This is a genomic window from Butyricicoccus sp. AM32-19 (genome assembly GCF_003480365.1).
In the GTDB taxonomy this organism is placed as follows: domain Bacteria; phylum Bacillota; class Clostridia; order Oscillospirales; family Butyricicoccaceae; genus Agathobaculum; species Agathobaculum butyriciproducens.
The window spans coordinates 1-20,479 of sequence record NZ_QUIX01000015.1 but is presented as its reverse complement, the minus strand read 5'-3'; the positions used below and the strand labels follow the sequence as shown (position 1 = coordinate 20,479).

Annotated in this window: 20 protein-coding genes and 1 tRNA gene; 14 read left to right on the top strand and 7 right to left on the bottom strand. The window is 49.6% G+C overall.

Annotation, left to right across the window (positions count from 1 at the left end):
* From DW806_RS11600 to DW806_RS11570, 7 genes are all read left to right on the top strand, one after another.
* Nucleotides 1-804, top strand: coding sequence for a hypothetical protein (locus DW806_RS11600; protein ID WP_118730058.1), 804 nt, complete (start codon nt 1-3; stop codon nt 802-804).
* Complete coding sequence (locus tag DW806_RS11595; RefSeq protein WP_118730057.1) at nt 801-1,874, top strand: hypothetical protein; 1,074 nt, start codon at nt 801-803, stop codon at nt 1,872-1,874. The genes DW806_RS11600 and DW806_RS11595 overlap by 4 nt, the downstream gene beginning before the upstream one ends.
* 4 nt (nt 1,875-1,878) lie before the next feature.
* Nucleotides 1,879-3,036, top strand: a complete 1,158-nt coding sequence (locus DW806_RS11590) for a hypothetical protein (RefSeq protein WP_118730056.1) — start codon at nt 1,879-1,881, stop codon at nt 3,034-3,036.
* A 116-nt stretch (nt 3,037-3,152) separates the two neighbouring features.
* The gene (locus tag DW806_RS11585; RefSeq protein WP_158578363.1) at nt 3,153-3,440 is read left to right on the top strand and encodes a DUF960 family protein; all 288 of its coding nucleotides are present in this window, start codon (nt 3,153-3,155) and stop codon (nt 3,438-3,440) included.
* A 30-nt stretch (nt 3,441-3,470) separates the two neighbouring features.
* Nucleotides 3,471-4,565 (top strand): amidoligase family protein, encoded by a 1,095-nt coding sequence (locus DW806_RS11580; protein ID WP_118730054.1) that lies wholly within the window; start codon nt 3,471-3,473, stop codon nt 4,563-4,565.
* A 3-nt stretch (nt 4,566-4,568) separates the two neighbouring features.
* The gene (locus tag DW806_RS11575) at nt 4,569-5,507 is read left to right on the top strand and encodes a class II glutamine amidotransferase (protein ID WP_118730053.1); all 939 of its coding nucleotides are present in this window, start codon (nt 4,569-4,571) and stop codon (nt 5,505-5,507) included.
* 226 nt (nt 5,508-5,733) lie between these two features.
* A complete protein-coding gene (locus DW806_RS11570; RefSeq protein ID WP_118730052.1) occupies nt 5,734-6,288 on the top strand; it encodes a recombinase family protein in 555 nt (184 codons plus the stop codon).
* A gap of 42 nt (nt 6,289-6,330) precedes the next feature.
* On the opposite strand, the gene DW806_RS11565 is transcribed toward DW806_RS11570, so the two are convergent.
* Entirely contained in the window at nt 6,331-7,929 is a 1,599-nt protein-coding gene (locus DW806_RS11565; RefSeq protein ID WP_118730051.1) for a hypothetical protein, read from the bottom strand.
* A gap of 235 nt (nt 7,930-8,164) precedes the next feature.
* On the opposite strand from DW806_RS11565, the gene DW806_RS11560 reads away from it, so the two are divergent.
* The 5 genes from DW806_RS11560 to DW806_RS11540 all read left to right on the top strand — a co-directional run bounded on the left by DW806_RS11560 (nt 8,165) and on the right by DW806_RS11540 (nt 12,325).
* Complete coding sequence (locus tag DW806_RS11560) at nt 8,165-8,557, top strand: hypothetical protein (protein ID WP_118730050.1); 393 nt, start codon at nt 8,165-8,167, stop codon at nt 8,555-8,557.
* Entirely contained in the window at nt 8,557-10,179 is a 1,623-nt protein-coding gene (locus tag DW806_RS11555; RefSeq protein ID WP_118730049.1) for a hypothetical protein, read from the top strand. Before DW806_RS11560 ends, DW806_RS11555 begins: the two co-directional genes overlap by 1 nt.
* Nucleotides 10,180-10,220: 41 nt before the next feature.
* Nucleotides 10,221-10,496, top strand: coding sequence for a hypothetical protein (locus DW806_RS11550; RefSeq protein ID WP_118730048.1), 276 nt, complete (start codon nt 10,221-10,223; stop codon nt 10,494-10,496).
* Nucleotides 10,497-10,559: 63 nt separating this feature from the next.
* Complete coding sequence (locus DW806_RS11545; protein WP_118730047.1) at nt 10,560-11,972, top strand: tyrosine-type recombinase/integrase; 1,413 nt, start codon at nt 10,560-10,562, stop codon at nt 11,970-11,972.
* Between the two features lie 47 nt (nt 11,973-12,019).
* Nucleotides 12,020-12,325, top strand: a complete 306-nt coding sequence (locus DW806_RS11540) for a type II toxin-antitoxin system RelB/DinJ family antitoxin (RefSeq protein WP_118285876.1) — start codon at nt 12,020-12,022, stop codon at nt 12,323-12,325.
* 327 nt (nt 12,326-12,652) lie between these two features.
* Here DW806_RS11540 and DW806_RS11535 read toward each other — a convergent pair.
* The 4 genes from DW806_RS11535 to DW806_RS11520 all read right to left on the bottom strand — a co-directional run bounded on the left by DW806_RS11535 (nt 12,653) and on the right by DW806_RS11520 (nt 14,513).
* A tRNA-Arg gene (locus DW806_RS11535) sits at nt 12,653-12,729 on the bottom strand.
* A gap of 97 nt (nt 12,730-12,826) precedes the next feature.
* On the bottom strand, nt 12,827-13,393 hold the full coding sequence (locus DW806_RS11530; protein ID WP_117491978.1) for an epoxyqueuosine reductase QueH: 567 nt from the start codon (nt 13,391-13,393) through the stop codon (nt 12,827-12,829).
* Nucleotides 13,394-13,428: 35 nt separating this feature from the next.
* Nucleotides 13,429-14,061 carry a GyrI-like domain-containing protein gene (locus tag DW806_RS11525; protein ID WP_118730046.1) on the bottom strand — a complete coding sequence of 211 codons (633 nt, stop codon included), beginning with the start codon at nt 14,059-14,061 and terminating at the stop codon, nt 13,429-13,431.
* A gap of 11 nt (nt 14,062-14,072) precedes the next feature.
* Complete coding sequence (locus tag DW806_RS11520; protein WP_118481159.1) at nt 14,073-14,513, bottom strand: zinc ribbon domain-containing protein; 441 nt, start codon at nt 14,511-14,513, stop codon at nt 14,073-14,075.
* Nucleotides 14,514-14,716: 203 nt separating this feature from the next.
* Between DW806_RS11520 and DW806_RS11515 the strand changes: the two genes are divergently transcribed.
* A complete protein-coding gene (locus DW806_RS11515; protein WP_118361674.1) occupies nt 14,717-15,562 on the top strand; it encodes an aminotransferase class IV in 846 nt (281 codons plus the stop codon).
* 98 nt (nt 15,563-15,660) lie between these two features.
* Nucleotides 15,661-16,518, top strand: coding sequence for an NAD(P)/FAD-dependent oxidoreductase (locus tag DW806_RS11510; RefSeq protein WP_118730045.1), 858 nt, complete (start codon nt 15,661-15,663; stop codon nt 16,516-16,518).
* Between the two features lie 57 nt (nt 16,519-16,575).
* Here the strand turns inward: DW806_RS11510 and DW806_RS11505 are convergent, their stop codons facing one another.
* Both DW806_RS11505 and recQ read right to left on the bottom strand, forming a co-directional pair.
* Nucleotides 16,576-17,319 (bottom strand): YebC/PmpR family DNA-binding transcriptional regulator, encoded by a 744-nt coding sequence (locus tag DW806_RS11505; RefSeq protein WP_110435528.1) that lies wholly within the window; start codon nt 17,317-17,319, stop codon nt 16,576-16,578.
* A gap of 700 nt (nt 17,320-18,019) precedes the next feature.
* Nucleotides 18,020-19,864 carry a DNA helicase RecQ gene (gene recQ / locus DW806_RS11500; protein ID WP_118730044.1) on the bottom strand — a complete coding sequence of 615 codons (1,845 nt, stop codon included), beginning with the start codon at nt 19,862-19,864 and terminating at the stop codon, nt 18,020-18,022.
* Nucleotides 19,865-20,479 lie beyond the last annotated feature (615 nt).

Genomic DNA, 20,479 nt, shown 5'->3' with positions numbered 1-20,479 from the left:
ATGATACTAGAAGCAGCATTTGGATATTCTATCTGGCAGATGGTTAAAGCCAACAGCATAGATGAGAAAACATTAAAAACCTTGGAAAAGGCACATATGACCTATCAGGATGCATTAGCATCATTCGATCAGCATAAAAGTGATGCAGACGGGAAACTGGTAAAGCTTATTAATCGCAAAAAGGCTATGCTGAATAATCATATGACTAAGTTTATCAATGTTTATCAGCAGATCCAGCAGATCGATTTTCGCCCTGGAGAAGGTATTCTGGAGCTGGACCGCAGCAGTTTTACCGTTAATGATGCCGGTGTTATTCGGACAATGATTACCACTTCAATGCATCCAATGAGCGATAAAGAGATGGCTGTCAAATGGCTTATGGGAGGTCTGGGTACCGCAATTTTAGACGATTCCAAACGCAATGCTGCCATCGCGGATAATCAGCGGCGCATTGCCAATACGATGAAGACACAGCTCAAAACGATGGAGATCGCGGTAGATGCAATTGGCGCACGCGCAGATCAGATTTCTAATCTGTTGTCGAAATTCGGATTGCTATTTGGGAAATCGATTAGCGCCACGGTTCAGGTCATTCAGAAAAATGGAACAAATCATCGCCGATATGATCATGATGACTGCCAAGTTTTAATGACCTGCGTTAATTTCGCCAAAGCAATTAAAGACATTTTGGATGTCCCGATTTTATCTGCCGATGGCTCTGTAACCGAAGCATCACTGCAGGCTTTTGAGCAGGGCACATCTCTGTTGCATGAATTTGAAAATCAAGTGAGGTATTTGCGATGAAAAAGTTTTGTGTATCTAAGGATTGTAATGCGTGTGGTGAATGCATTCTCCAAACCGATCTTTTGATTGAGGATGCAGCTGGATATGCTGTTCCGGTTGCAGATGGTTATATTAAAGCTGAAAATTTAGAGAAGGCACAGGCAGTCGTTGCTGCATGCCCGGCTCATGCGCTTTCGATTGTCGAACAGGCGGATATCGTTTTGGATGCGGATAAAATGGGGGCTGCTTTGGAAAAGAAGCTGAAAGCGATCGACATTCCTTCGGTATCGAGTTCAGAGCTGCGTTTTGACGAAGATGATTACCAGGTATCTGCCGGTTATGCTGATGGTGAGTACGATTATAAATACTCATCTTGGGACAAGGCTGTTTCTGCAGGCGCACAGCGTTTTCGTCAAGTATTCTGGAGCCGAAGAAGCGATTATGTGCTGGCTTATCTGTCGCAGTATAAGTCCAAGGTACTGCGCCCGTATTACGATTTTAGTAATCCTGATAAAACCTATTACGCACAATTCAGCAAAAAGATTGAAGAAGTTCTCAAAGCAGCCAAGGCAGAACTTTCGGCAGCAAGCGAAAACGACTCGGTTCTTTCTGTTGATTTTACAGAATTCCGTCCTGAGAAAAGTAAGGATTTCCAGACCAGTTTTGCTTGCTCTATGGACTATATTGGAGATGCCAGCTATGTCAAAGAGTTTCTCGATGACTTTGAACGCGATTCGTATAATCGGCTGAGTAGCTATGAAGATGAAATCTGCGCAGAAGGGCGTGAAGAGTATGCTGGACATGGTTGGCTGGGGGACAAATACAAAACCATTTATCGTTTCAAGGATGTTAACGAGACTGGCAAAAGGTTAGTTGATCATATCGGATCGAAATTATCCGTTTGCGGTGTCAGTGAGGGTTATCACTTGCGCTGTATTGATGATATTGCCGATGATCAGGTTGAAAGCGCAATTAAGCAGTACAGGGAAATCGTAAGCAAAGCAATCGATCACAAGGTTGCCATATATCGAGAAGCAGTTCAAAAATGTGCAAAGGGGGTCAAGGCTGACGCCGATCGAAAAAGAACTTAAAATTTTGAACGATAAGAAGAATTTACATAAGGCGAATCCTGCAAAAACGCTTCGATATATCCCGGTATCGAAAAACATAGCTGATCAAATTTTTCAATGTGTTATGAAAAATTCCTGGCAAACCAGAACATATCTGGAAACCCCTACATATATAGCGTATCTTCAGGGCCCGGATGAAAACAATCCAGAAATAGGCGATGCCAACATGGCGATTGAAAGCACGGTAATCTGTGCAGTTCATAAGAAAAGCGGAGAGCAAACAGAAATCCCGCTTACACATATCCTCGACGAAAAGTGGAAAATTCGTTTTAATAAAACAAGTTGCTGTACGCAAGGTGACACTCTATATATCACAATTTCTTATGGAGAATTCAGTCCAACACGATTCAGAAGCCGGGATACTATGTGCAAGATTTTGGCTGTTGATTTATCTACATCAGAAGCATACTTTTTGGAACCGAAGTTTCAAATGTTTGAACCTTCTCGTCGATTAGACGAGGTACATCTTAGCATTACCGATGACCAGCTAATCGTTTGTGTATATGACTCTGGCCTAAGCGAGGCGGATTTGGATGAAGATGAAACTTTACAGAATCGCGCGTTTGGGGTTCATTTAGATTCAGCTGAACATATATTTGAATTGAATCCTCCTGTGGAGTTCTGCGATGTTTTCGCATATCAGCATCATGTACTATTGCTTGGGCGCGATGGTCAAATTTATAGATATGATATAATGGCGCAAAAGTGTATACCTTATGTTGATTTCAAAGGGCATGGAATTGATGAACTGGAATATTTTCCGATCATATACAAAATGCTTCAAATTGAAAGGGGATACCTTTTGATTGCGAGATATGGTGATCGGTATCAAATGTTCCGTTTGGCCAAGAATTTTGAAGTGCTATATGATTTTTCTTCAGTTTTTGTTGCCAATAATCGAATAATCGCTATTGATGATGAAGGGGATTATTGCACTATCGACCAATATGCTTTGCAAACAGGCGAACGGATTGAGAATAGTGCACTGTATGAGTTTCCTGAAGAGAGCAGTATCTCTGAAAATTTTTTGTTATTAGGCGATTGGCTTTACCAAGCTATTATAGATTCGACTACAGCATATACACTGAGTTTGAAATCTTCTACTACTTGGAAACATATCTAATACCGATTGTGTAATTTTCTCCGTATTTGATGACAAAAGAAGTATATATTATATCTATAGAAGCACCCGGAAATATTCCGGGTGCTTTATTATTTCATCAGAGAAGGAGTACGAAAATGTTTGAAAATCAAAAATTCTTGACACATGGTATCACAGCACAGCTACCATTATGGATGATCAATATGTTGTGGCTTATGATACTGACCATGGAGGTATCCGAGAAAGACTACTTGCAGGTATTCACGCTGACGAAAGCGCCGACCGGTCAGCACATCGTCCACGAGCAGGAGCAGCCGCCGTACCGTTACGAGCTCGATGTACCGTGTGACGATGCCGTAGATGCGAAGGTGTTCGTGATTGATGATTTGACGCATTCTACTATGCTGCTTGCCGAAGAGTATTAACATTCACCAAACGAAATGGAGGAACAACCAATGAAGGAAACGAGAATTTGTGCAAACTGCGGTGCAGAGCACCCGATCGACGAAATGTTCCAAGTAGAGAATGACTGGATCTGCGAGGACTGCGCCGACCGGTTGACCGTAATCTGCGACCACTGCAACGAACGGATTTATGAGGAAAATGCCGTCGAGGATGACACGCACATACTCTGCGATCACTGCTTTGATGAGTACTATGTTCGCTGCGATGACTGTGGGCGTATTATCCACCGCGACCGCACGTACTGGGACGGTGACGATAACGCTTACTGCGCGTCCTGCTGGGACGAGCACTGCGAGGTCATCCACGAATACAGCTATACGCCCGACCTTGTATTCCACGGCAAAGGCCTGCGGCATTTCGGCGTGGAGCTCGAAATCGATGACGGCGGCACGGTTAACAGCAACGCGCAAAAGCTGCTCGACATCGCGAACGCCAACGCCGAAAATCTCTACATCAAGACGGACGGCAGTCTGGATGAAGGTCTTGAGCTTGTTACCCATCCAATGACGCTCGAGTATCACTTGAACGAAATGCCGTGGGCGGAGGTGTTGCGTAAAGCGCAGAGCATGGGGTACCTCAGCCACGCGGCCGGAACCTGCGGACTTCATGTTCACATCTCCCGCTTGACGTTCGGCTGTACATATGAGCAGCAGGAAGCTGCGATTGCCCGCCTGCTGTACTTCGTCGAGAAGTTCTGGGCGGAGCTGCTGCGGTTCAGCCGCCGCACGCAGTCCCAGATGAACCGCTGGGCGGCGCGGTACGGCATTCGCCTTACGCCGTCCGAACAGATGAGCCATGCGAAAAATTCCTGCGCTGGACGTTATACGGCGGTAAATCTTACGAACGCGGATACAGTAGAAATCCGCATGTTCCGCGGCACGCTCAAGCTGAATACCCTCAAAGCCACCTTGCAGATGGTCAACCATCTCGTCGAGGTGGCTGTTTCTATGTCTGACAATCAGGTGCAGGACATGAGCTGGTTCGACTTTCTGGACAACATCACCGAACCCGAACTTATCCAGTATCTCAAAGAGCGCCGCCTTTACGTTAATGAACCTGTTAATGCCAACACGGAGGAGGCTTAAAATATGTGCAGTTTGTTTGGTTTAATCGACTTTAAGGAGTGCCTGAGTACCCATACGAAGAACAAAATCCTGAATACCCTCGCAAGAGAATGTCAGGTACGCGGCACGGACGCGACCGGTATCGCGTACAATTGCAACGACCGCCTGCGTATCTACAAGCGTCCGATTCCCGCTCGGAAGATGAAAATCCACATCCCGCACGGCGTCCATGTCGTCATGGGGCACACCCGCATGACCACACAGGGCAATGCGCAGTTTAACCAGAATAACCACCCGTTCCTTGGTCATGTTGACGGCCGCAGCTTTGCGCTCGCGCATAATGGCATGCTGTGGAACGACAAAGAACTCCGTATAGAAGAAAGCCTTCCGCTCACGAGCGTTGAGACAGACAGCTACATTGCCGTTCAGCTTTTAGAGAAAAATAAAACCCTCGACTTCGGCAGCCTGCAAGCCATGGCTGAGAAGGTCGAGGGTTCTTTTGTGTTTACGGTACTGAATAAGGACAATTCTATCTGGTTCGTGGTCGGAGACAATCCGCTCTGCATCATGTTCTATGATGGCTTTCTGATTTACGCCTCGACGCAGGAAATTCTGTGCAAGGTTATCAAAAAGCTGAGATTGAAAGCGCCCACTGATATTCTGGAGCCACAGGAGGGCGAAATTATGAAAATCGACCGGAATGGCCGTATCACTACAGGCACTTTCACACCGCATACGACATTCGAGCACTGGTGGCGCAAATATCCCTTCTATCGCAGCTATTATGAGGACACGCCGACAGGCTATGATGACCTGTTTAGCGTGGCGAAGGCATTCGGCGTAACCGCCGATGAGGTGCAAGCACTTCTCGACTACGGATGTTCGGAGGAGGAGATCGAAGAGATGCTCTACGATCCTACTCTGTTGCACGAAATGACCGGAGAGTTGTTATACGCATACTGAGAGGAGGTGGAAACATGAATGCAGGAAAGATTATCCGCGATACCTTAGTCCTCATCGGCCTGTTGGCTGATATTCTCGACGAGGATTAAATGAACTGCTCTAGAAGTGTTTCAATAGGGTACACTCTATTGAAATGGTAAAAAGATGTGGCAATAGGGTCGATTTACGGCTTTTGAAATATGTCAGAATGTAGAGTGACCCTATTGCAAAGAATGGAGTGAAAAATTTGAAAATAGGCTACATCCGCGTCAGCACGGAGGACCAGAACACCGCCCGACAGGAAGTCCTGCTGCATGAGCTTGGCGTTGACGAAGTATTCATCGAAAAGGCCAGCGGCAAGAACGCCGATCGCCCGGAACTTACTCGAATGATGAATTACGTCCGTCAGGGGGACACCGTAATTGTTGAGTCCATTAGCCGTTTCGCTCGCAATACCCGCGACCTGCTTGACCTTGTGGAACGGCTGACCGAGAAGCAGGTGGAATTTGTCAGCCGTAAGGAGGCTATCGACACAACCACGCCCACCGGCAAGTTTATGCTTACCGTATTCGCGGCGGTCGCAGAGCTTGAGCGCGAATATATCCTTCAGCGCCAGCGAGAGGGTATTGCCATTGCCAAGACACAGGGCAAATACACCGGCCGCAAGCCACGGCCCTTGCCGGACAACTTCGAGCGAGTGGTCGCTCGCTGGCGTGCCGGAGAGATTACCGCGGCTGAGGCTATGCGGCAGACAGGGCTGAGGGCAAATACGTTTTACCGCAGATGTAATCAACATTCTTAAAATATTGGTGGGAATGGTGGGAAAATGCGCTATTCCCACCATTTATTCACTAAATACATGGCCGGAGAGAAATAACTCGGGTGGAAAAAGTCTTTCGGCTTTATTTAGAAGCTTATCATAGTAAGATACAAAAGCTCTTTGCCTCAAGGCAAATTCCAACACCATACATTCACAAAACAGTTTATTCTTGTCTCCCATAATATCACCGTCTGCGAACATTCGGGTAGGTGTAAAATGTAGATTTTCCCGTTCAACAATTTCCTTAAGCTTTGCCCGTCGTGCTTGTTCAGTCGGTTCGCAATTTATATACGCCGATATATAATTTTCGCCTTTTACCTTATCATCAAGAAGCGCATTAACTCTTGCTGTTAAACGATTTTTGGGAGGCAAATCACTATCATGCAAAAGGAGACTTGCAAGAGAATCAAGTATAGGATTTTCTCGTTGGTTCAATTGTGGAGTAAGCCATGAAGGAGCATTCATTAAACAATGATAGATATGATAGCGAATTAATCCACCTAAATCATCTATAAAATCGTTTGGACTTTCGCTGCAATTAAAATCATAAGGCTTTTGAACATTGGTGGCATAGAATGAAAAGCGATTATACTTTGACAATGCATAAAATTGGAACTTAGCATAGTCGAGATTTTCAGGTGGCAATAGATCTAGAAGGTGGTTAAATAGAATAATGTTGCATTTTTTTCTTGATGCTGTATTGGGATTCTGTTTATCAGGATCAACATCTTGCAAATCATTTTTACGTGATGTGGGTACACAAAATTTATATGTTTTTAATGTACCTTCGGCTAGTTTCGTTGTATATGTAGTAAAAAGCACCCATATCCATAACGCAACGGGAACTTGAAGCGAATCCTCCTCTAAGAGTAAATGTATCCAAGGCAATGAATTTTGTATAACTTCGATAGTGGATTTCAGGTAATTCCCGTAATCACGACAATATGCTTTTTTACAACAAGCCTCTACATAGTAATAGAACAACTTGGCTAGTTTTTGTTCATCTTCTGTATATAAAATATTTGCCATTCGCAAGGCATCGTTCTTTTTATGATGTAATTTACGGCAGGTGTTCATTGGGAGATGCACACCTTGCCTGACAAATTCTGTTCGACGTTCGAGAGCTGCGTTTATTCTGTCGATATTATGATGCCACCTGCTCCAGCTATCGTATAACGTGTTAGTAGGCATAAAGCCATGTTCACGAATAAACGGAGTGTTTTCTCGCAGTTGCCGTGTACCAGGTGTATCTTCTGGTGACTCATCTGGTAACTCACGCCCCCAAGCATCCATTAAATTAGGATACGCAGGATTGGCCAATGAACGGGAATAATTGAGGAAAAGAAAAACGCGATCACAGATTAACTTAATAAATAATTCTTGAGAAAGTTCAACGCTCTCAATATCGTTGACAAACAATTCTTTATCCCAGAAGTGACTAAAATCTTGATAGGCAATTTGCGAATGGAAGTCATTCCACTCATCAAACATTTTCTGACGAATTTCGTCATTTGTAATGACATCATGTGGAGCCCCCTGTCCTGACGTTCCACGGCGCCTGTGAAACAGGTACTCGAGGTGGGGGATTTGTTGGACTAACTGTTTGACATTTTGTGGAAGCATAGTATTCCTCCATTTGGATTAATTCTGATTCGATGTTTACGTGCTGAAAAATCTTTGTACTTTGCGAATAGATAGGCCTGTGATTTTCGCGTATAATTATTACCGTGATCACTTGAAGCGCTCACCCAAAGCCAACGCTGGTTTCAAGTAAGGCGTGGCTCTAAAGTGAGCACTCACCCTAGGGTACGTATCAACCCAGAGCGCGCTCGTCTATAATCCTAAGGAGGATTATGAGATGATAAATTCTATGAGCGAAATCGTTGATTCTGCGGCTCCGGCAAACGCGCAGGAGGAGCAGAATCGTTCCACACCTCTCTTTCCCTCTCGTATGCCGTTGTTCTATGAAGACAAGCCGCATAAGGGCAAAAAAAGAAAGAAAGGGAAAAAGCACAAGAAAAGTAAACACAGCAAGCAGAGTAAGAAATCGCGCGGAAATACCAGTAAGAACGATATTACTGCCTCTGTTATGAAGCAGGCGATGGACATGAGCTATCGCTGCGGCATGGCTGAGTTCAAAGTCGATCTGCTGGAAAAGATGATGAGGATGGGCGTGGCCATTAAGCGTGGTACTTTTAACGACTGCTTGGTAAACACCGGGCTGGAGCTGCTGTCCGATGGTGACAGCTGATGAACTTCACCGTTGCAGGTACCAGTCTGCTTAATAATGGCGAAGTCATCGCCAATTTTGTGCCGCGAATTCGCGGCGTATATTCTGCCGAACCCGAGGAGCCGCCTTGGCTGCTCCTCGAGGTAACGCGAGAAGGTGCACCGACGCAGACTATTGTCTGGCCTGCGGAGCAGCTAGACCAGTTGAACCTTGAAAAGTTAATTTTCGGTTGCATTTCGCGCGATGCACGTGGTCGGAGCACTAGAAATCTTGTGGCAACTTACCTGCGGATGCAGCTGTCACAATGCGACCTTCCGCGCGGTCAATACTTTGACCAGACCGGCTGGCAGCAGATTGATGGGCGGCACCATTACTTCCCTGATCCGGCCCCAGAAAACCGGCTGGCAGAACCGCCTGAAGGCGGTTCTCCGCCCTATCTGATTGCCGAGGGAGCCTCAATCTTCCGTCTGTCTGTTGATCCAACGCTTTCGGTCGCAACCGCAGTCGAACAGCTGATAAGGACATTTGGGCGGCATTTTGATATATATCTGCCCGTGTGGGGATATTCGCTGTTCTCGGTTTGCCGTTCGTTCTTACAGGACAGCGGCTTACCAACAGCATGTATCCTGTACCTGATAGCCACACAGGATTTCGGCAAGACAGCAACAGCAAAGACCCTCTGTCAACTGTTCGATGATTCGAGTGGGTGCATGGCTGATGTCTACGACGCTGGCAGCACAATGTCCGCGATGGAGCGTGCATTGATGACCACGCGCGACCGTTCGGTACTGCTGGACGACATCTATATCGGCACCAACAAGGCGAAACAGCGCGAGCGTCTTGCAAGTGCGGCCGCATTACTGCGGTTTGCAGCGAACGAAACCAAGCGCACCAAAACCCAAGGTTCCACGAATGTTTATGTCAGTTGTGCCGCTGGACTGGTCGTCACGGGTGAAATCCCCATGGAGGCATCCTCGGACGTAACCCGTTGCATCATCGTGCGTATTCGTGAGAAATTAGCCGGTTCCAGTAATCCGGTTGATTTGGAGTCGCTTCGTCATACTGCAGCCACGGCTATGCAGGGGTTTCTTGCATGGTTTGGCGAGCGCTATGAGGAATTCCGCTCTCGTATTAAGAGCGAGATGGAGTCGCAGCTTGCCGCTGTGAAAAGCGCACCGAACGAGCGCGTGAAGAAGTCGTTGTTCGAGCTGTACTGGCTGCTTTGTCGGTTTTTTGACTATGCCGAAGCAGTTGGCGCAGTTTCAGCAGTCGCGAAAGGGGAGTTTGTCCGAGCGACTGCGCAGGCATTGACTGAGGTTTGGCACAATATCGCTGAGGAGCTGCGCCGTATCGAAAACTGCCCGAAAACCATTCGGGCGGCGATCATAAGCGGAGTGGAACAGCAGGCATTCAGCTACTCTACGCACAAGGGCTGCATTTGCGTTAAGCTCCCTGCGCTGACGAAGTATCTGCAAGAGCTGTATCGCCGGAGTGACCTCAGTGAGCAGTATGTTGCAGCACGGCTCCGCCAATACAACTTGCTGTCCATCGATGCCAGCAAGAAGTCCACCAAGAAAATCTATGGCAAACGTTACCTGTGTATTCCCATTTCACGCCTGAAACTGGGTTCACATCAAGTGTAACGCTGCCATACAAATTATTCAATACAAGGAGGCGCAAATTTATGTCTAATCCTGCAATTACATTAGTACCGCCGCGCCGTTACTACGACACGGCAACCATCGCTGAGACTCACCGTCGTCTGCAGGCGGACGGCCATAACATCTCGGAAAACATGCTCCGCGGCCTTGTCCGTCAGGGCGTTCTTCCGGCGGTGAAACTGGGTCGTAAGGCATTGCTCTACTACCCGAACGTCATCAAACTGCTGACCGAGGGCAACAATGATGTTGCGGCAGATGATATTCGTCCGTCGTACATTCCGCCGAAAATTTCGGTATAAGATGCAGTCTGCGGTGCGTCCGAGCGGCGCACCGCATTATTCTACACGAAAGGAGAGGAAAATGTGCCAAGCATTACAAAAAAGCACAACAAAAACAGCTTCAGTTTCAAGATTACCGTTTCCTGCGGTTACGATGAGGCATACCGTAAAAAGCGGCACTACAAGGTCTGGAAGGCACCGGAAGGCTGGTCAGAGCAGCGTGCCGAGCGAGAGGCACAACGCATTGCGTTCGAGTTTGAAAAGGCAATCAAACAGGGTTACCAGCCGGACAACCGCAAGACCTTTGCGGAGTATGCGGCCTATGTTATCGACCTGAAAGAGCACACGGGTACCAAGCACAGTACGATTCAGCTGTATATGCACCTCTGTGAGCGTATTCTTCCTGCAATCGGACACATCAAGCTGACTGAACTGCGTCCGAACCATTTGAACAAGCTGTATATCAGCTTACAGGAGGACTGTACGAAGCACACGCTGGATAACGCTCGTGCCAAGGTTGATTTGGGTGTGCTGATCAAAGAACATAAGTGGTCTCGGGCCAAGGTGGCGAGATTAGCGCATCTCAACGGCGTAACGATTACAACGGCCTGCCGCGGGCAGGTGATTCGCAAGACCTCGGCGGACGCGATCGCTGCCGCGCTGAAACTGCCGACGGCGAGGCTGTTCGATATTATCCACAATACCGATCACCTTGCGGTGAAAACCGTGCTGCAGCATCATCGTTTTATCTCAACGGTACTGTCGCAGGCGGAGAAAGAAATGCTCGTTCCGTATAATGCCGCAAGCCGTGCAACACTGCCTCGGGCGAAGAAGAAGCCGATCAACTACTTTCAGCCGAAGGACATTCAGCGCATTATACAGGCGCTTGAAAGCGAACCGCTGAAATGGAAGACCATCACGCACCTGTTCATTGTCACGGGTGCGCGTCGAGGTGAGATTATGGGCCTGAAATGGCACAATGTTCATCTGGACGAACGATACATCAAGATTGAAGACAATCTGCGTTACTCTAAGGCACGCGGTATTTATGTGGAAACGCCCAAAACCGAGGAGATTCGTTTTGTTGCAATTCCGGAGGAAACTGCTGAATTGCTGCGTGAATACCGTGCTGAGCAGGAGAAGCTGCGCGAGCTAAACGGTGATCGGTGGCAGAATAACGAAGGTTTTCTGTTCACGCGGGATGACGGTCGTGTTATGCACCCGGACAGCCCTACGGCGTGGCTGACGAAATTCAGCCGTCGGCATGACCTGCCGCATGTGAACCCACACGCCTTTCGGCATACGGTTGCCAGCGTGCTGATTGCGAATCATACTGATGTTGTGACGGTTTCCCGTCAACTTGGACATTCCAATGTAACGACCACGGAAACCTACTACGCACATCTCATTGAGGAGTCGCGCGTCAGGGCGGGTGAGTGCATTGCCGATGTTATGCTGCGCGGTTACGATGGGAAAGGAGAAAAGTTATCCTCTTGACACACAAAGAAAACTGTAATACAATCGTACTACAAGGAGATGATTTTATGGCTATGGATGCAACACTTCAGATCCGCATTGACAGTGCAGTAAAGGAGCAGGTAGAAGCGCTTTACCGCAATTTGGGTACTTCGTTCGCTGAGGCTGTACGGATGTTTGCACAGCAGAGCCTGCAGGAAGGCGGCATGCCGTTTCGGCCGTCACTTCGTGCGTGGGATGACATGAGTGAAGCAGAAATCAGCGAAAAGCTGTCGCGCAGCAGTGAGAATATTGCTGCCGGACGCATCTCTGCGCAGTGCGATATGGACGCTCAAGTAAAGGAGCTGCTTCAGAGTCGTGCCGCAAAGATATAAGATATTTTACACCTCAACGGCCGAGCGGGATATTACGGAAAAGCTGATGTATATTATGCAGCAGTATCGGGATACGGCTTTGGCAGAACGGTGGGACAACGCCTTTGCACTTTGCTACAGGAGAATTTGACTGCATTTCCGGCTAAGTATCCGTTATATGACGTGGAACTGTGGAGTAAAACGAAAAGAGCAGCAATCGCTGCTCTTTTTTTCTATCATAACCCCCTAATCAGTCGCCCCGACGGTCGCCCGAGAATCTGCAACAATTTATACTTCGCCAAAAAGTAAAGAAAAACCGCTCATTTCAACGAAACAAGCGGTTTAACATGGTACGCCCGGTGCGATTCGAACGCATGGCCTTTGGAGTCGGAGTCCAACGCTCTATCCAGCTGAGCTACGGGCGCGAGTACATGATATAGTATACCAGTCTTTCGTGCGTTTGTAAAGCGGTTATTGCGGGGTATTTCGGTCGGATTGTGCCGAAACACCCCGATTTCCGTCTTACGTCTGCGCGTCGTCCGGCTTTTTCTTCTTTTTGCGCTTGCGATAGCGGTCCTCCTCGGAGAAAACACAGCCGCAGTAATTCTGCATGTACAGGCCAAGCTCACGCGCCTTATCCTGTCCCTCGCGGAAGCGCGGCGAAAAGTCGCGGTGCAGATACTCGACACCGTATTTTTCGGCCATTTGCTCGCAGATCTGACGCATCAGCTCGTGATTCTGGTACGGGCTGACAAACAGGGTAGAGGTAAACCGGTCGTAGCCGTGCTCGGCGGCGTAGCGCGCAGTTTCCTCAAAGCGGAGCGCATAGCAGGTCGCACAGCGGTTATCCCAGTTGGGATAGACAGCTTCGATGAACTTTCGCAGACCGTACTCGTTCTCGATCTCCAGCTTGAGATCAATGCTTTTTGCATACTCAACGAGTGTATTCTTGCGCATTTTGTACTCTTTCATCGGGTGAATGTTGGGATTGTACCAAAAACCTACCGGCTCGATGCCCTCCTGCCGCAGCGTGTCGATGCACGCAATGGAGCAGGGCGCACAGCAGATATGAAGAAGTGTTCCGGACAAAAAATCAAACCTTTCTGAAAAGTATTCTTGTTATTTCACGCCTTTTTGATCGGGTGGCGAATGACGGTTTTGCGTTTCTCCGGCGCGGTTTTGCGCGGATCGGAGATATAAATCTCGTGGTGCAGCCGCTCGGCGGTGAGGTCGTTTGCATAGCCGTTCTGCGCGAGATACTCGTCCATCACCGCAACAGACGCAGGTTCGTCATCATAGGAGCCAACGTGCATCATCTGTACGCACAGACCTTCCTCAATCGTCAAAAACTCGGCTGAGGAGCAATCCAGATGTTTCTTTTTTGCTGCCGTCTGTACGGCCCAGTCAAAATCCGTCTTGGTCACAAAATCCGGCAGACGAATGACGGAAATCCAGTGGAAACCGGATTTATCCGCATAATTTACCCCGTCTACATCATCCTGCCGCCAGAAACCTTCCAGCGGCGGAACAATATATTCAAAGAAGCCTGCGATTTTATAATCGGTCTTATAACTCATTTTCAGCGTGTAGGCCACGGCATACAGCACGCTGATGGCCTGCTGATATGCACCGCCGTCCTCGTTCGGGTCGCCGGTGCCGCGCACGGCAATGTAGTTCATTGGCGGCACTGCGGTAATCTGCGGCTTGCTTTTCGGCTGATAGAGTTCCTTGTACTCTTTTTTGAAGTCAAACGGCATAGCGCTCTCCTTTATTTCTTCCAGTGCTTGAGGGTCGGCACAATGGCTTCCATATGGGCGCGAACCTGCTCTGCAGGCCAGCTTTCGGTTGCCATATGCGTTACGCAAACGTCAATCAGCTGCTCTTTCGTGGTGTATTTGAAGGTTCCGTCGGCATAGCACCACATGCAGTAGTCCTCGTTAAAGGAGCCGTCCGGCTCTTTACTGGTGATGGAATCTTCAAGCGGCATGCCGCAGCATTGGCAGATCAGCTGCCGCGGAGAGCCGAGAAGCGTATTGATCGACACGTTAAAGAACGCGGAAAGCAGCTTGAGCGTTTCGACATTCGGCGTGGTTTCGCCCGTTTCCCAGCGGGATACCGCCTGTCGGGTGACAAAAATTTTTGCAGCCAGTTCGTCCTGTGAGAGACCTTTTTCGGTTCTGAGATGATATAAAATATCCTTTGTATTCATAATCGAACACCTCCGTGAGGTAAGTGTATCATAGGATCTTTTTACGGACAAGCAACATGCGGTTGCGGTATCGGATAGCGCCTGTCAGCAACCTGCCGGTTTAATTATTATACCGCGTTTCCGGCCTACTTGCAAACCCTGTCGAAAACCGTTATACTGAGATTAGATTGACCCGGAATTTTGATCAAAGGAGGCATATTCCCATGAAGGATATTGCATACTATAACGGAAAAATCGGCCGCATTGACGAGGTGCAGGCGCCTATCACTGATCGCGGTTTTTACTTCGGCGACGGCGTTTACGATGCGGCGATGGTCAACAACAAGAAAATCTTCGAGCTTGAGGATCATCTGGACCGCTTTTACAACAGTCTGAAGCTGCTCCGCATCGAGCCGCCGATGCAGCGTGACGAGCTGACAAAAACGCTGAACGAGCTGGTGTCTCAGTTGGATTCGGATGCGCCGCATATGCTGTACTGGCAGTCCACGCGTGCAGTGGCACACCGCATGCACGCGTTCCCCAAGGGCGGCAAGGCCAGCCTGATGGCATTTTCCGAGCCGTGCGGACTGGACCGCCAGGATCATCCGTACAAGCTGATTTCGGTCGAGGACACGCGTTTTCTGCATTGCAACATCAAAACGCTCAACCTTATTCCGAACTGCATGGCAATGCAGCAGGCTGTTGAGGCGGGCTGTGACGAGGTCGTTTTCCACCGCGGCGACCGCGTGACCGAAGGCGCACATTCCGGTCTGGCGATTCTCAAGGATGGCGTGTTCTGTACGCCTCCGGCGGATAATCTTATTCTGCCGAGTATTACGCGCAAGCATTTTCTTACGCTGTGCGACAAGCTCGGCGTGCCGACCCGCATTGCACCATTTACTGTGGATGAGCTGAAAAACGCAGATGAGGTGATGATCCTGTCCACCGGCACGCACTGCGTCGGCGCATGCGAGTTGGACGGCAAGCCGCTCGGCGGCAAGGATCCTGCACTGCTCGATAAGCTGCAGAAGGCGTATCAGCAGTGGTTTGACGAGAAAACCGCAAAATAATGGAGAATTGAAAATGAATAATTGAGAATTAAGTTATCGCGCATTGCGTGTATCCGTCATTTTCCATTCTCAATTTTCAATTTGGAAAGGACAAAAGAATGCCCAACATTGTTATCATTGGCGGTGGACCGGCGGGACTGAGTGCTGCGATTTACGCGGTACGCGCCGGCATGCAGGCAACCGTTCTGTATAAGGACGGTGGTGCGCTGGCCAAAACGGACAAGATCGAGAATTATTTCGGCTTTATTGAGCCGGTTTCCGGTGCAGAGCTGCTCGAGCGTGGACAGAAGCAGGCCGAACGTCTGGGTGCAGTTTTGCGGCAGACCGAGGTAACCGGTATTGAGTATGCGGCGCAAGGCTTCACGGTTAAGACTGCGGACGGCGTGTTTGACGCAGATGCGGTCATTCTGGCAACCGGTTCGCCGCGTGCAGTGCCGAAAATCGAGGGCGTAGCCGCATTTGAGGGCCGCGGCGTCAGCTACTGCGCCATCTGTGACGCGTTTTTCTATCGCGGCAAGGACGTTGCCGTGCTCGGTCAGGGTGAGTATGCGCTCGAGGAAGCGCGAGTGCTGCTGTCGGTGGCACGGTCTGTTACGCTGCTGACGAACGGCAGCGAGCCGCCTGCCGACCTGCCCGACGGTCTGCGCGCAGAAACGCGAAAGGTAAGCGCGGTCGAGGGCGATGAACTGGTGTCGCGCGTGGCGTTTGCCGAGGGAGAACCGCTGCACGTTTCCGGTGTGTTCATCGCCTACGGCACCGCAGGCAGCGGCGATTTTGCCCGCAAGCTGGGCGCGCAGCTGGACGGCACGCGCATCAAGGCGAACGCCGACGGCTCGACGGCTGTGCCCGGCCTGTTTGCGGCGGGTGACTGCACCGGCGGTCTGCTGCAGGTGGCAAAGGCCGTCGCAGACGGCGCCGAGGCTGCAATGAGCGCGGTGAAGTTCGTGAGAAAGTGAAGAAAGCACCGCATACCTCGGTATGCGGTGCTTTTTTATGCGGTTTTGACCGGGGCATTAACCCTCGTAATCATCCTCATTCTCCCAGTTGTGCCAAACTGCCTGCACGTCGTCGTTATCCTCGAGGTTGTCGAGCAGCTTGCGCATCTGCGCCATATCCTCTTCCTTCTCAAGGGTGATGTAGTTCTGCGGAACCATCTGCAGCTCAGCCTGTGCGAAGGTGTAGCCTTCCTTCTCGAGTGCCTCACGAACGGTGGAGAAATCATCCGGAGCGGTGTAGATTTCGAAAACGCCTTCCTCAACGAGGAAATCCTCAGCGCCTGCATCGAGCGCCTGCATCATAACAGCGTCCTCGTCCAGACCTTCGCTCTCCATAATGATAACGCCCTTCTTATCGAACTGCCAGGATACGCAGCCGGAAGCGCCCAGACCTGCGCCGTACTTGTCGAACAGGTGACGAACGTCCGCAACGGTGCGGTTCTTGTTATCTGTCAGGGTCTCAACAACGACTGCAACGCCGCCTACGCCGTAGCCTTCATAGTTGTTTGCCTCGTAATCGACCTGACCGTTTGCACCGGAGTACTTATCGAGCGTGCGCTTGATGTTATCGTTCGGCATATTGTTGGCCTTGGCCTTTGCAATGCAGTCGCGCAGGCGAGCATTGAAATCCGGATTAGCGGAGCCGCCTTCCTTGATTGCGATTGCCATTTCACGGCCGATTTTGGTGAAAATCTTTGCTTTTTTTGCATCGTTTGCGCCCTTGCGCTTTGCGATGTTATTCCACTTGGAATGTCCCGACATGATGAGTGTCCTTCTTTCTTTTATATCATCTAAAATATTAACTGTATAACACGCAGAACAATTTTAACAGGTTTTTCGCTATTCTGCAAGTCCTGCGAGTATATTTTTCGCGTTTGCGGTGCAGAATAGCATTGCAAACGAAACGAGGTGAGCCAAATGAGCAAGCAGAACAAGAACCGGAACCAGCAGGGTCAGCAGAATCAGCAGCAGAATCAGCAGCAGAATCAGAAAAACGATCAGCAGAACGGCTGATATTTTTTCCTGAGCCGATGGGTGTGCCTGTCGGCTTTACTTATTTTCAGCGGGTTGCTGACGGATTGAGAATGAGTTCTGATCTTTGGCTGAGAGACCCGCCGCACCTGCGGCGGCGGGCACAAGGGTGGACACCAAGGTTTCCACCCTTGTGAATCCCGTTTCCTTTATTTCTTAGTCTGGCGCAGATCAGAGACCGGCGACCGCTCCGAAATAGGGGAACGGCAGAGGATTTTTACTTCCGTCTCTTTTTCAACTTATTCGCAGTGCCAGATACTTTGCTGCTGCACATGTGGTTTACTCTACGCAGGCGCAACACAAGGTGAATTGCCCGAAGGGCAAGAGAAGGTCCCCGGGGGGATAACAATGTTGCGCAACTCGTTTGCGCGGTGGTTGCGGATAGCACCTGCGGATTTAAGGCAATACCGTTTTTAATTCTCAATTTGCTTTATTTTCCAAGGTTTCCATCCCGGTATTTCTGAATCGCTGCCAGAAACTCCTTGCCGTACCGCCTTGCTTTTGCGTCGCCTACGCCGCGGACGGACAGCAGATCGAACTCGCTCGATGGCTGTTTTGCGGCCATATCAGCGAGTGTTGCGTTGGAAAAGATAACGTACGGCGGCACGCCTGCGCGTGCTGCAAGGCGGGTTCGTACATCGCGGAGCGCATCGAACAGCTTTTCATCCACATCTTCCACAAGAGCCGCATACTGTTTGGCTGCTGCCGGCTTTTTCTCCTTGGGCAGCTTGACGCGGAATTCGCCGCGTCCGCGCATGAGCGCGTTACCGGTGCGGGTGAGCGCGAGCACGTTCATGCGGTCCGGGTCGGCGATGAGGTGTCCGCGCTCAAGCAGCATGTCGATCAGCCGACGGACATACACGGCGGTGCTGTCCGGCATGATATTATAGGTGGAAAGTGTATCCAGATGGAACTGCGTGATTTTTTCGTTCTTACTGCCGGTCAAAATGGCGGAAACGACGGTTTTGCCGAACGCACGGCCGCGTTCATCCAGTCGGTATACGCACGAGAGGATTTTTCGTGCGTCCATGGTTGCATCCACTTCCTCGAAATTAGTGTCGCAGCTGCTGCAGTGTCCGCACGATATCGGCGAATTTTCACCGAAATAGCGCAGAATGTAATGCCGCAGGCACTCGGTCGTGGTGCAGTAGAACGTCATCTGCCGCAGGCGTTCGCGGTCGCGCGCGATGAGCTGCTGACGGGTGGCCTCGTCAATGGTTTCGTCCTCGGCTTCGTGGCTGCGCTCAATCAGAAACTCGGCCATGCGCACATCTTGTCCGCTATATAATAGAATACAGTCGGCAGGCTGACCATCTCGACCGGCACGGCCGGCCTCCTGATAGTAGCTCTCCATATTTTTCGGCATATTATAGTGGATAACGAACGATACGTTGGACTTGTCAATACCCATGCCGAATGCGTTGGTAGCGACCATAATGGTCTTGCGGTCGTACAGAAAATCGTCTTGATTCTCGCGGCGCTCCTCAGGATCGAGACCCGCGTGATAGCGGGTGGCGGGCAGACCACGGCTGAGCAGCAGATCGCAGATCTCCTCCACGTTTTTGCGGGTGGAGCAGTAGACGATGCCGCTTTTATCCTTGCGCTCATTCAGCAGCTGCAGCAGCTTCATGCCCTTGGAGGTCGGCTGTTCGACAGCAAAATACAGATTTGGACGGTCAAAACCGGTGGTTTTGATGAATGGTTCGTGCAGACCGAGTGCCTGTACAATGTCGTCACGCACCTCAGCCGTTGCGGTTGCCGTAAACGCGGAAACGAGCGGCCGATCGGGCAGTTCGGCAAGAAAGTCGAGGATTTTGAGGTAGCTTGGACGAAAATCCTGTCCCCATTGAGAAATACAGTGTGCTTCATCGACTGTGACCATCGAAATCGGTACGCGCTTGGCAAATTCGAGAAACGAGGGGGCGGTCAGGCGTTCCGGCGCAACATACAGCAGCTTGTACTGTCCTCGTCCGGCGAAGTACAGTGCATCGCGGAATTCCTCCGCACTCATCGCACTGTTGATGCACGCGGCAGGCACACCTGCCTCCACGAGTGCACCGACCTGATCCTTCATCAGCGAAATGAGCGGTGAAATGACCAGCGTCAGACCGGGGAACAGCATAGCAGGCACTTGGTAACAGATGGATTTTCCCGCACCGGTCGGCATAATGCCGAGCGTATCCCGGCCGGAAAGGATGGCGCGAACCAGCTCGTCCTGTCCCGGGCGGAACGAATCGTAGCCGAAATATTGTTTGAGAATGTCCTGTGCGGTCATGGTCTGCTCCTTACATATAATAGTAGATATAATTGCCGGCGGCTTTCCAGTATTTTGCGCAGAAAGTCGAAATACGACCAGCCTTGTGCAGCGGCAGAAATCATGATCAGGCAGTTCTGCGTTGGCGGTAAATTGTCGTCGTACCGCGCCGCATCGTCAGGCCGCTGCCTGACAACGTACACGCCGGTGAACTGTTCGATCGGGTGTTCGGCTTTATTATAGTATCGTGCAATTATCTTATCACGTTTTCAGAAAAATCTCAATAGTTTGAAAAAAGTGCTTGACATTCGCTGTCGGATTTGGTATTCTATTAAAGCTGTCTCTCAGAGACAGGCGCAAAACCGAAAAGTTTGATTTAGAACCGATTGAGGTTCTGAAAAAAAGAATTTGAAAAAAGTTCTTGACAAATGCTTCTGGTTTTGATATACTAAATAAGCTGTTGATGAGCGGTTAAGAACAACGAAAAGTTGTGAAAACTCTTTGAAAACAGCAGATTGTACCTTGTAAATTAAACAACGATGTGCTTAAACTTTTGTTCGATATGAACAAGGTTGTAGTGCGAACCTGAAATTTTGAGAGTTTTTTACTCTTGGTAAATCGCTGGAAGTCACAACT

Excerpts from the sequence above, each read along its gene's own strand:
- DW806_RS11600 (WP_118730058.1), top strand. The coding sequence starts at position 1 with ATGATACTAGAAGCAGCATTTGGATATTCTATCTGGCAGATGGTTAAA.
- DW806_RS11595 (WP_118730057.1), top strand. The coding sequence starts at position 801 with ATGAAAAAGTTTTGTGTATCTAAGGATTGTAATGCGTGTGGTGAATGC.
- DW806_RS11585 (WP_158578363.1), top strand. The coding sequence starts at position 3,153 with ATGTTTGAAAATCAAAAATTCTTGACACATGGTATCACAGCACAGCTA.
- DW806_RS11580 (WP_118730054.1), top strand. The coding sequence starts at position 3,471 with ATGAAGGAAACGAGAATTTGTGCAAACTGCGGTGCAGAGCACCCGATC.
- DW806_RS11575 (WP_118730053.1), top strand. The coding sequence starts at position 4,569 with ATGTGCAGTTTGTTTGGTTTAATCGACTTTAAGGAGTGCCTGAGTACC.
- DW806_RS11565 (WP_118730051.1), bottom strand. The coding sequence starts at position 7,929 with ATGCTTCCACAAAATGTCAAACAGTTAGTCCAACAAATCCCCCACCTC.
- DW806_RS11560 (WP_118730050.1), top strand. The coding sequence starts at position 8,165 with ATGATAAATTCTATGAGCGAAATCGTTGATTCTGCGGCTCCGGCAAAC.
- DW806_RS11555 (WP_118730049.1), top strand. The coding sequence starts at position 8,557 with ATGAACTTCACCGTTGCAGGTACCAGTCTGCTTAATAATGGCGAAGTC.
- DW806_RS11550 (WP_118730048.1), top strand. The coding sequence starts at position 10,221 with ATGTCTAATCCTGCAATTACATTAGTACCGCCGCGCCGTTACTACGAC.
- DW806_RS11540 (WP_118285876.1), top strand. The coding sequence starts at position 12,020 with ATGGCTATGGATGCAACACTTCAGATCCGCATTGACAGTGCAGTAAAG.
- DW806_RS11525 (WP_118730046.1), bottom strand. The coding sequence starts at position 14,061 with ATGCCGTTTGACTTCAAAAAAGAGTACAAGGAACTCTATCAGCCGAAA.
- DW806_RS11520 (WP_118481159.1), bottom strand. The coding sequence starts at position 14,513 with ATGAATACAAAGGATATTTTATATCATCTCAGAACCGAAAAAGGTCTC.
- DW806_RS11515 (WP_118361674.1), top strand. The coding sequence starts at position 14,717 with ATGAAGGATATTGCATACTATAACGGAAAAATCGGCCGCATTGACGAG.
- DW806_RS11510 (WP_118730045.1), top strand. The coding sequence starts at position 15,661 with ATGCCCAACATTGTTATCATTGGCGGTGGACCGGCGGGACTGAGTGCT.
- DW806_RS11505 (WP_110435528.1), bottom strand. The coding sequence starts at position 17,319 with ATGTCGGGACATTCCAAGTGGAATAACATCGCAAAGCGCAAGGGCGCA.
- recQ (WP_118730044.1), bottom strand. The coding sequence starts at position 19,864 with ATGACCGCACAGGACATTCTCAAACAATATTTCGGCTACGATTCGTTC.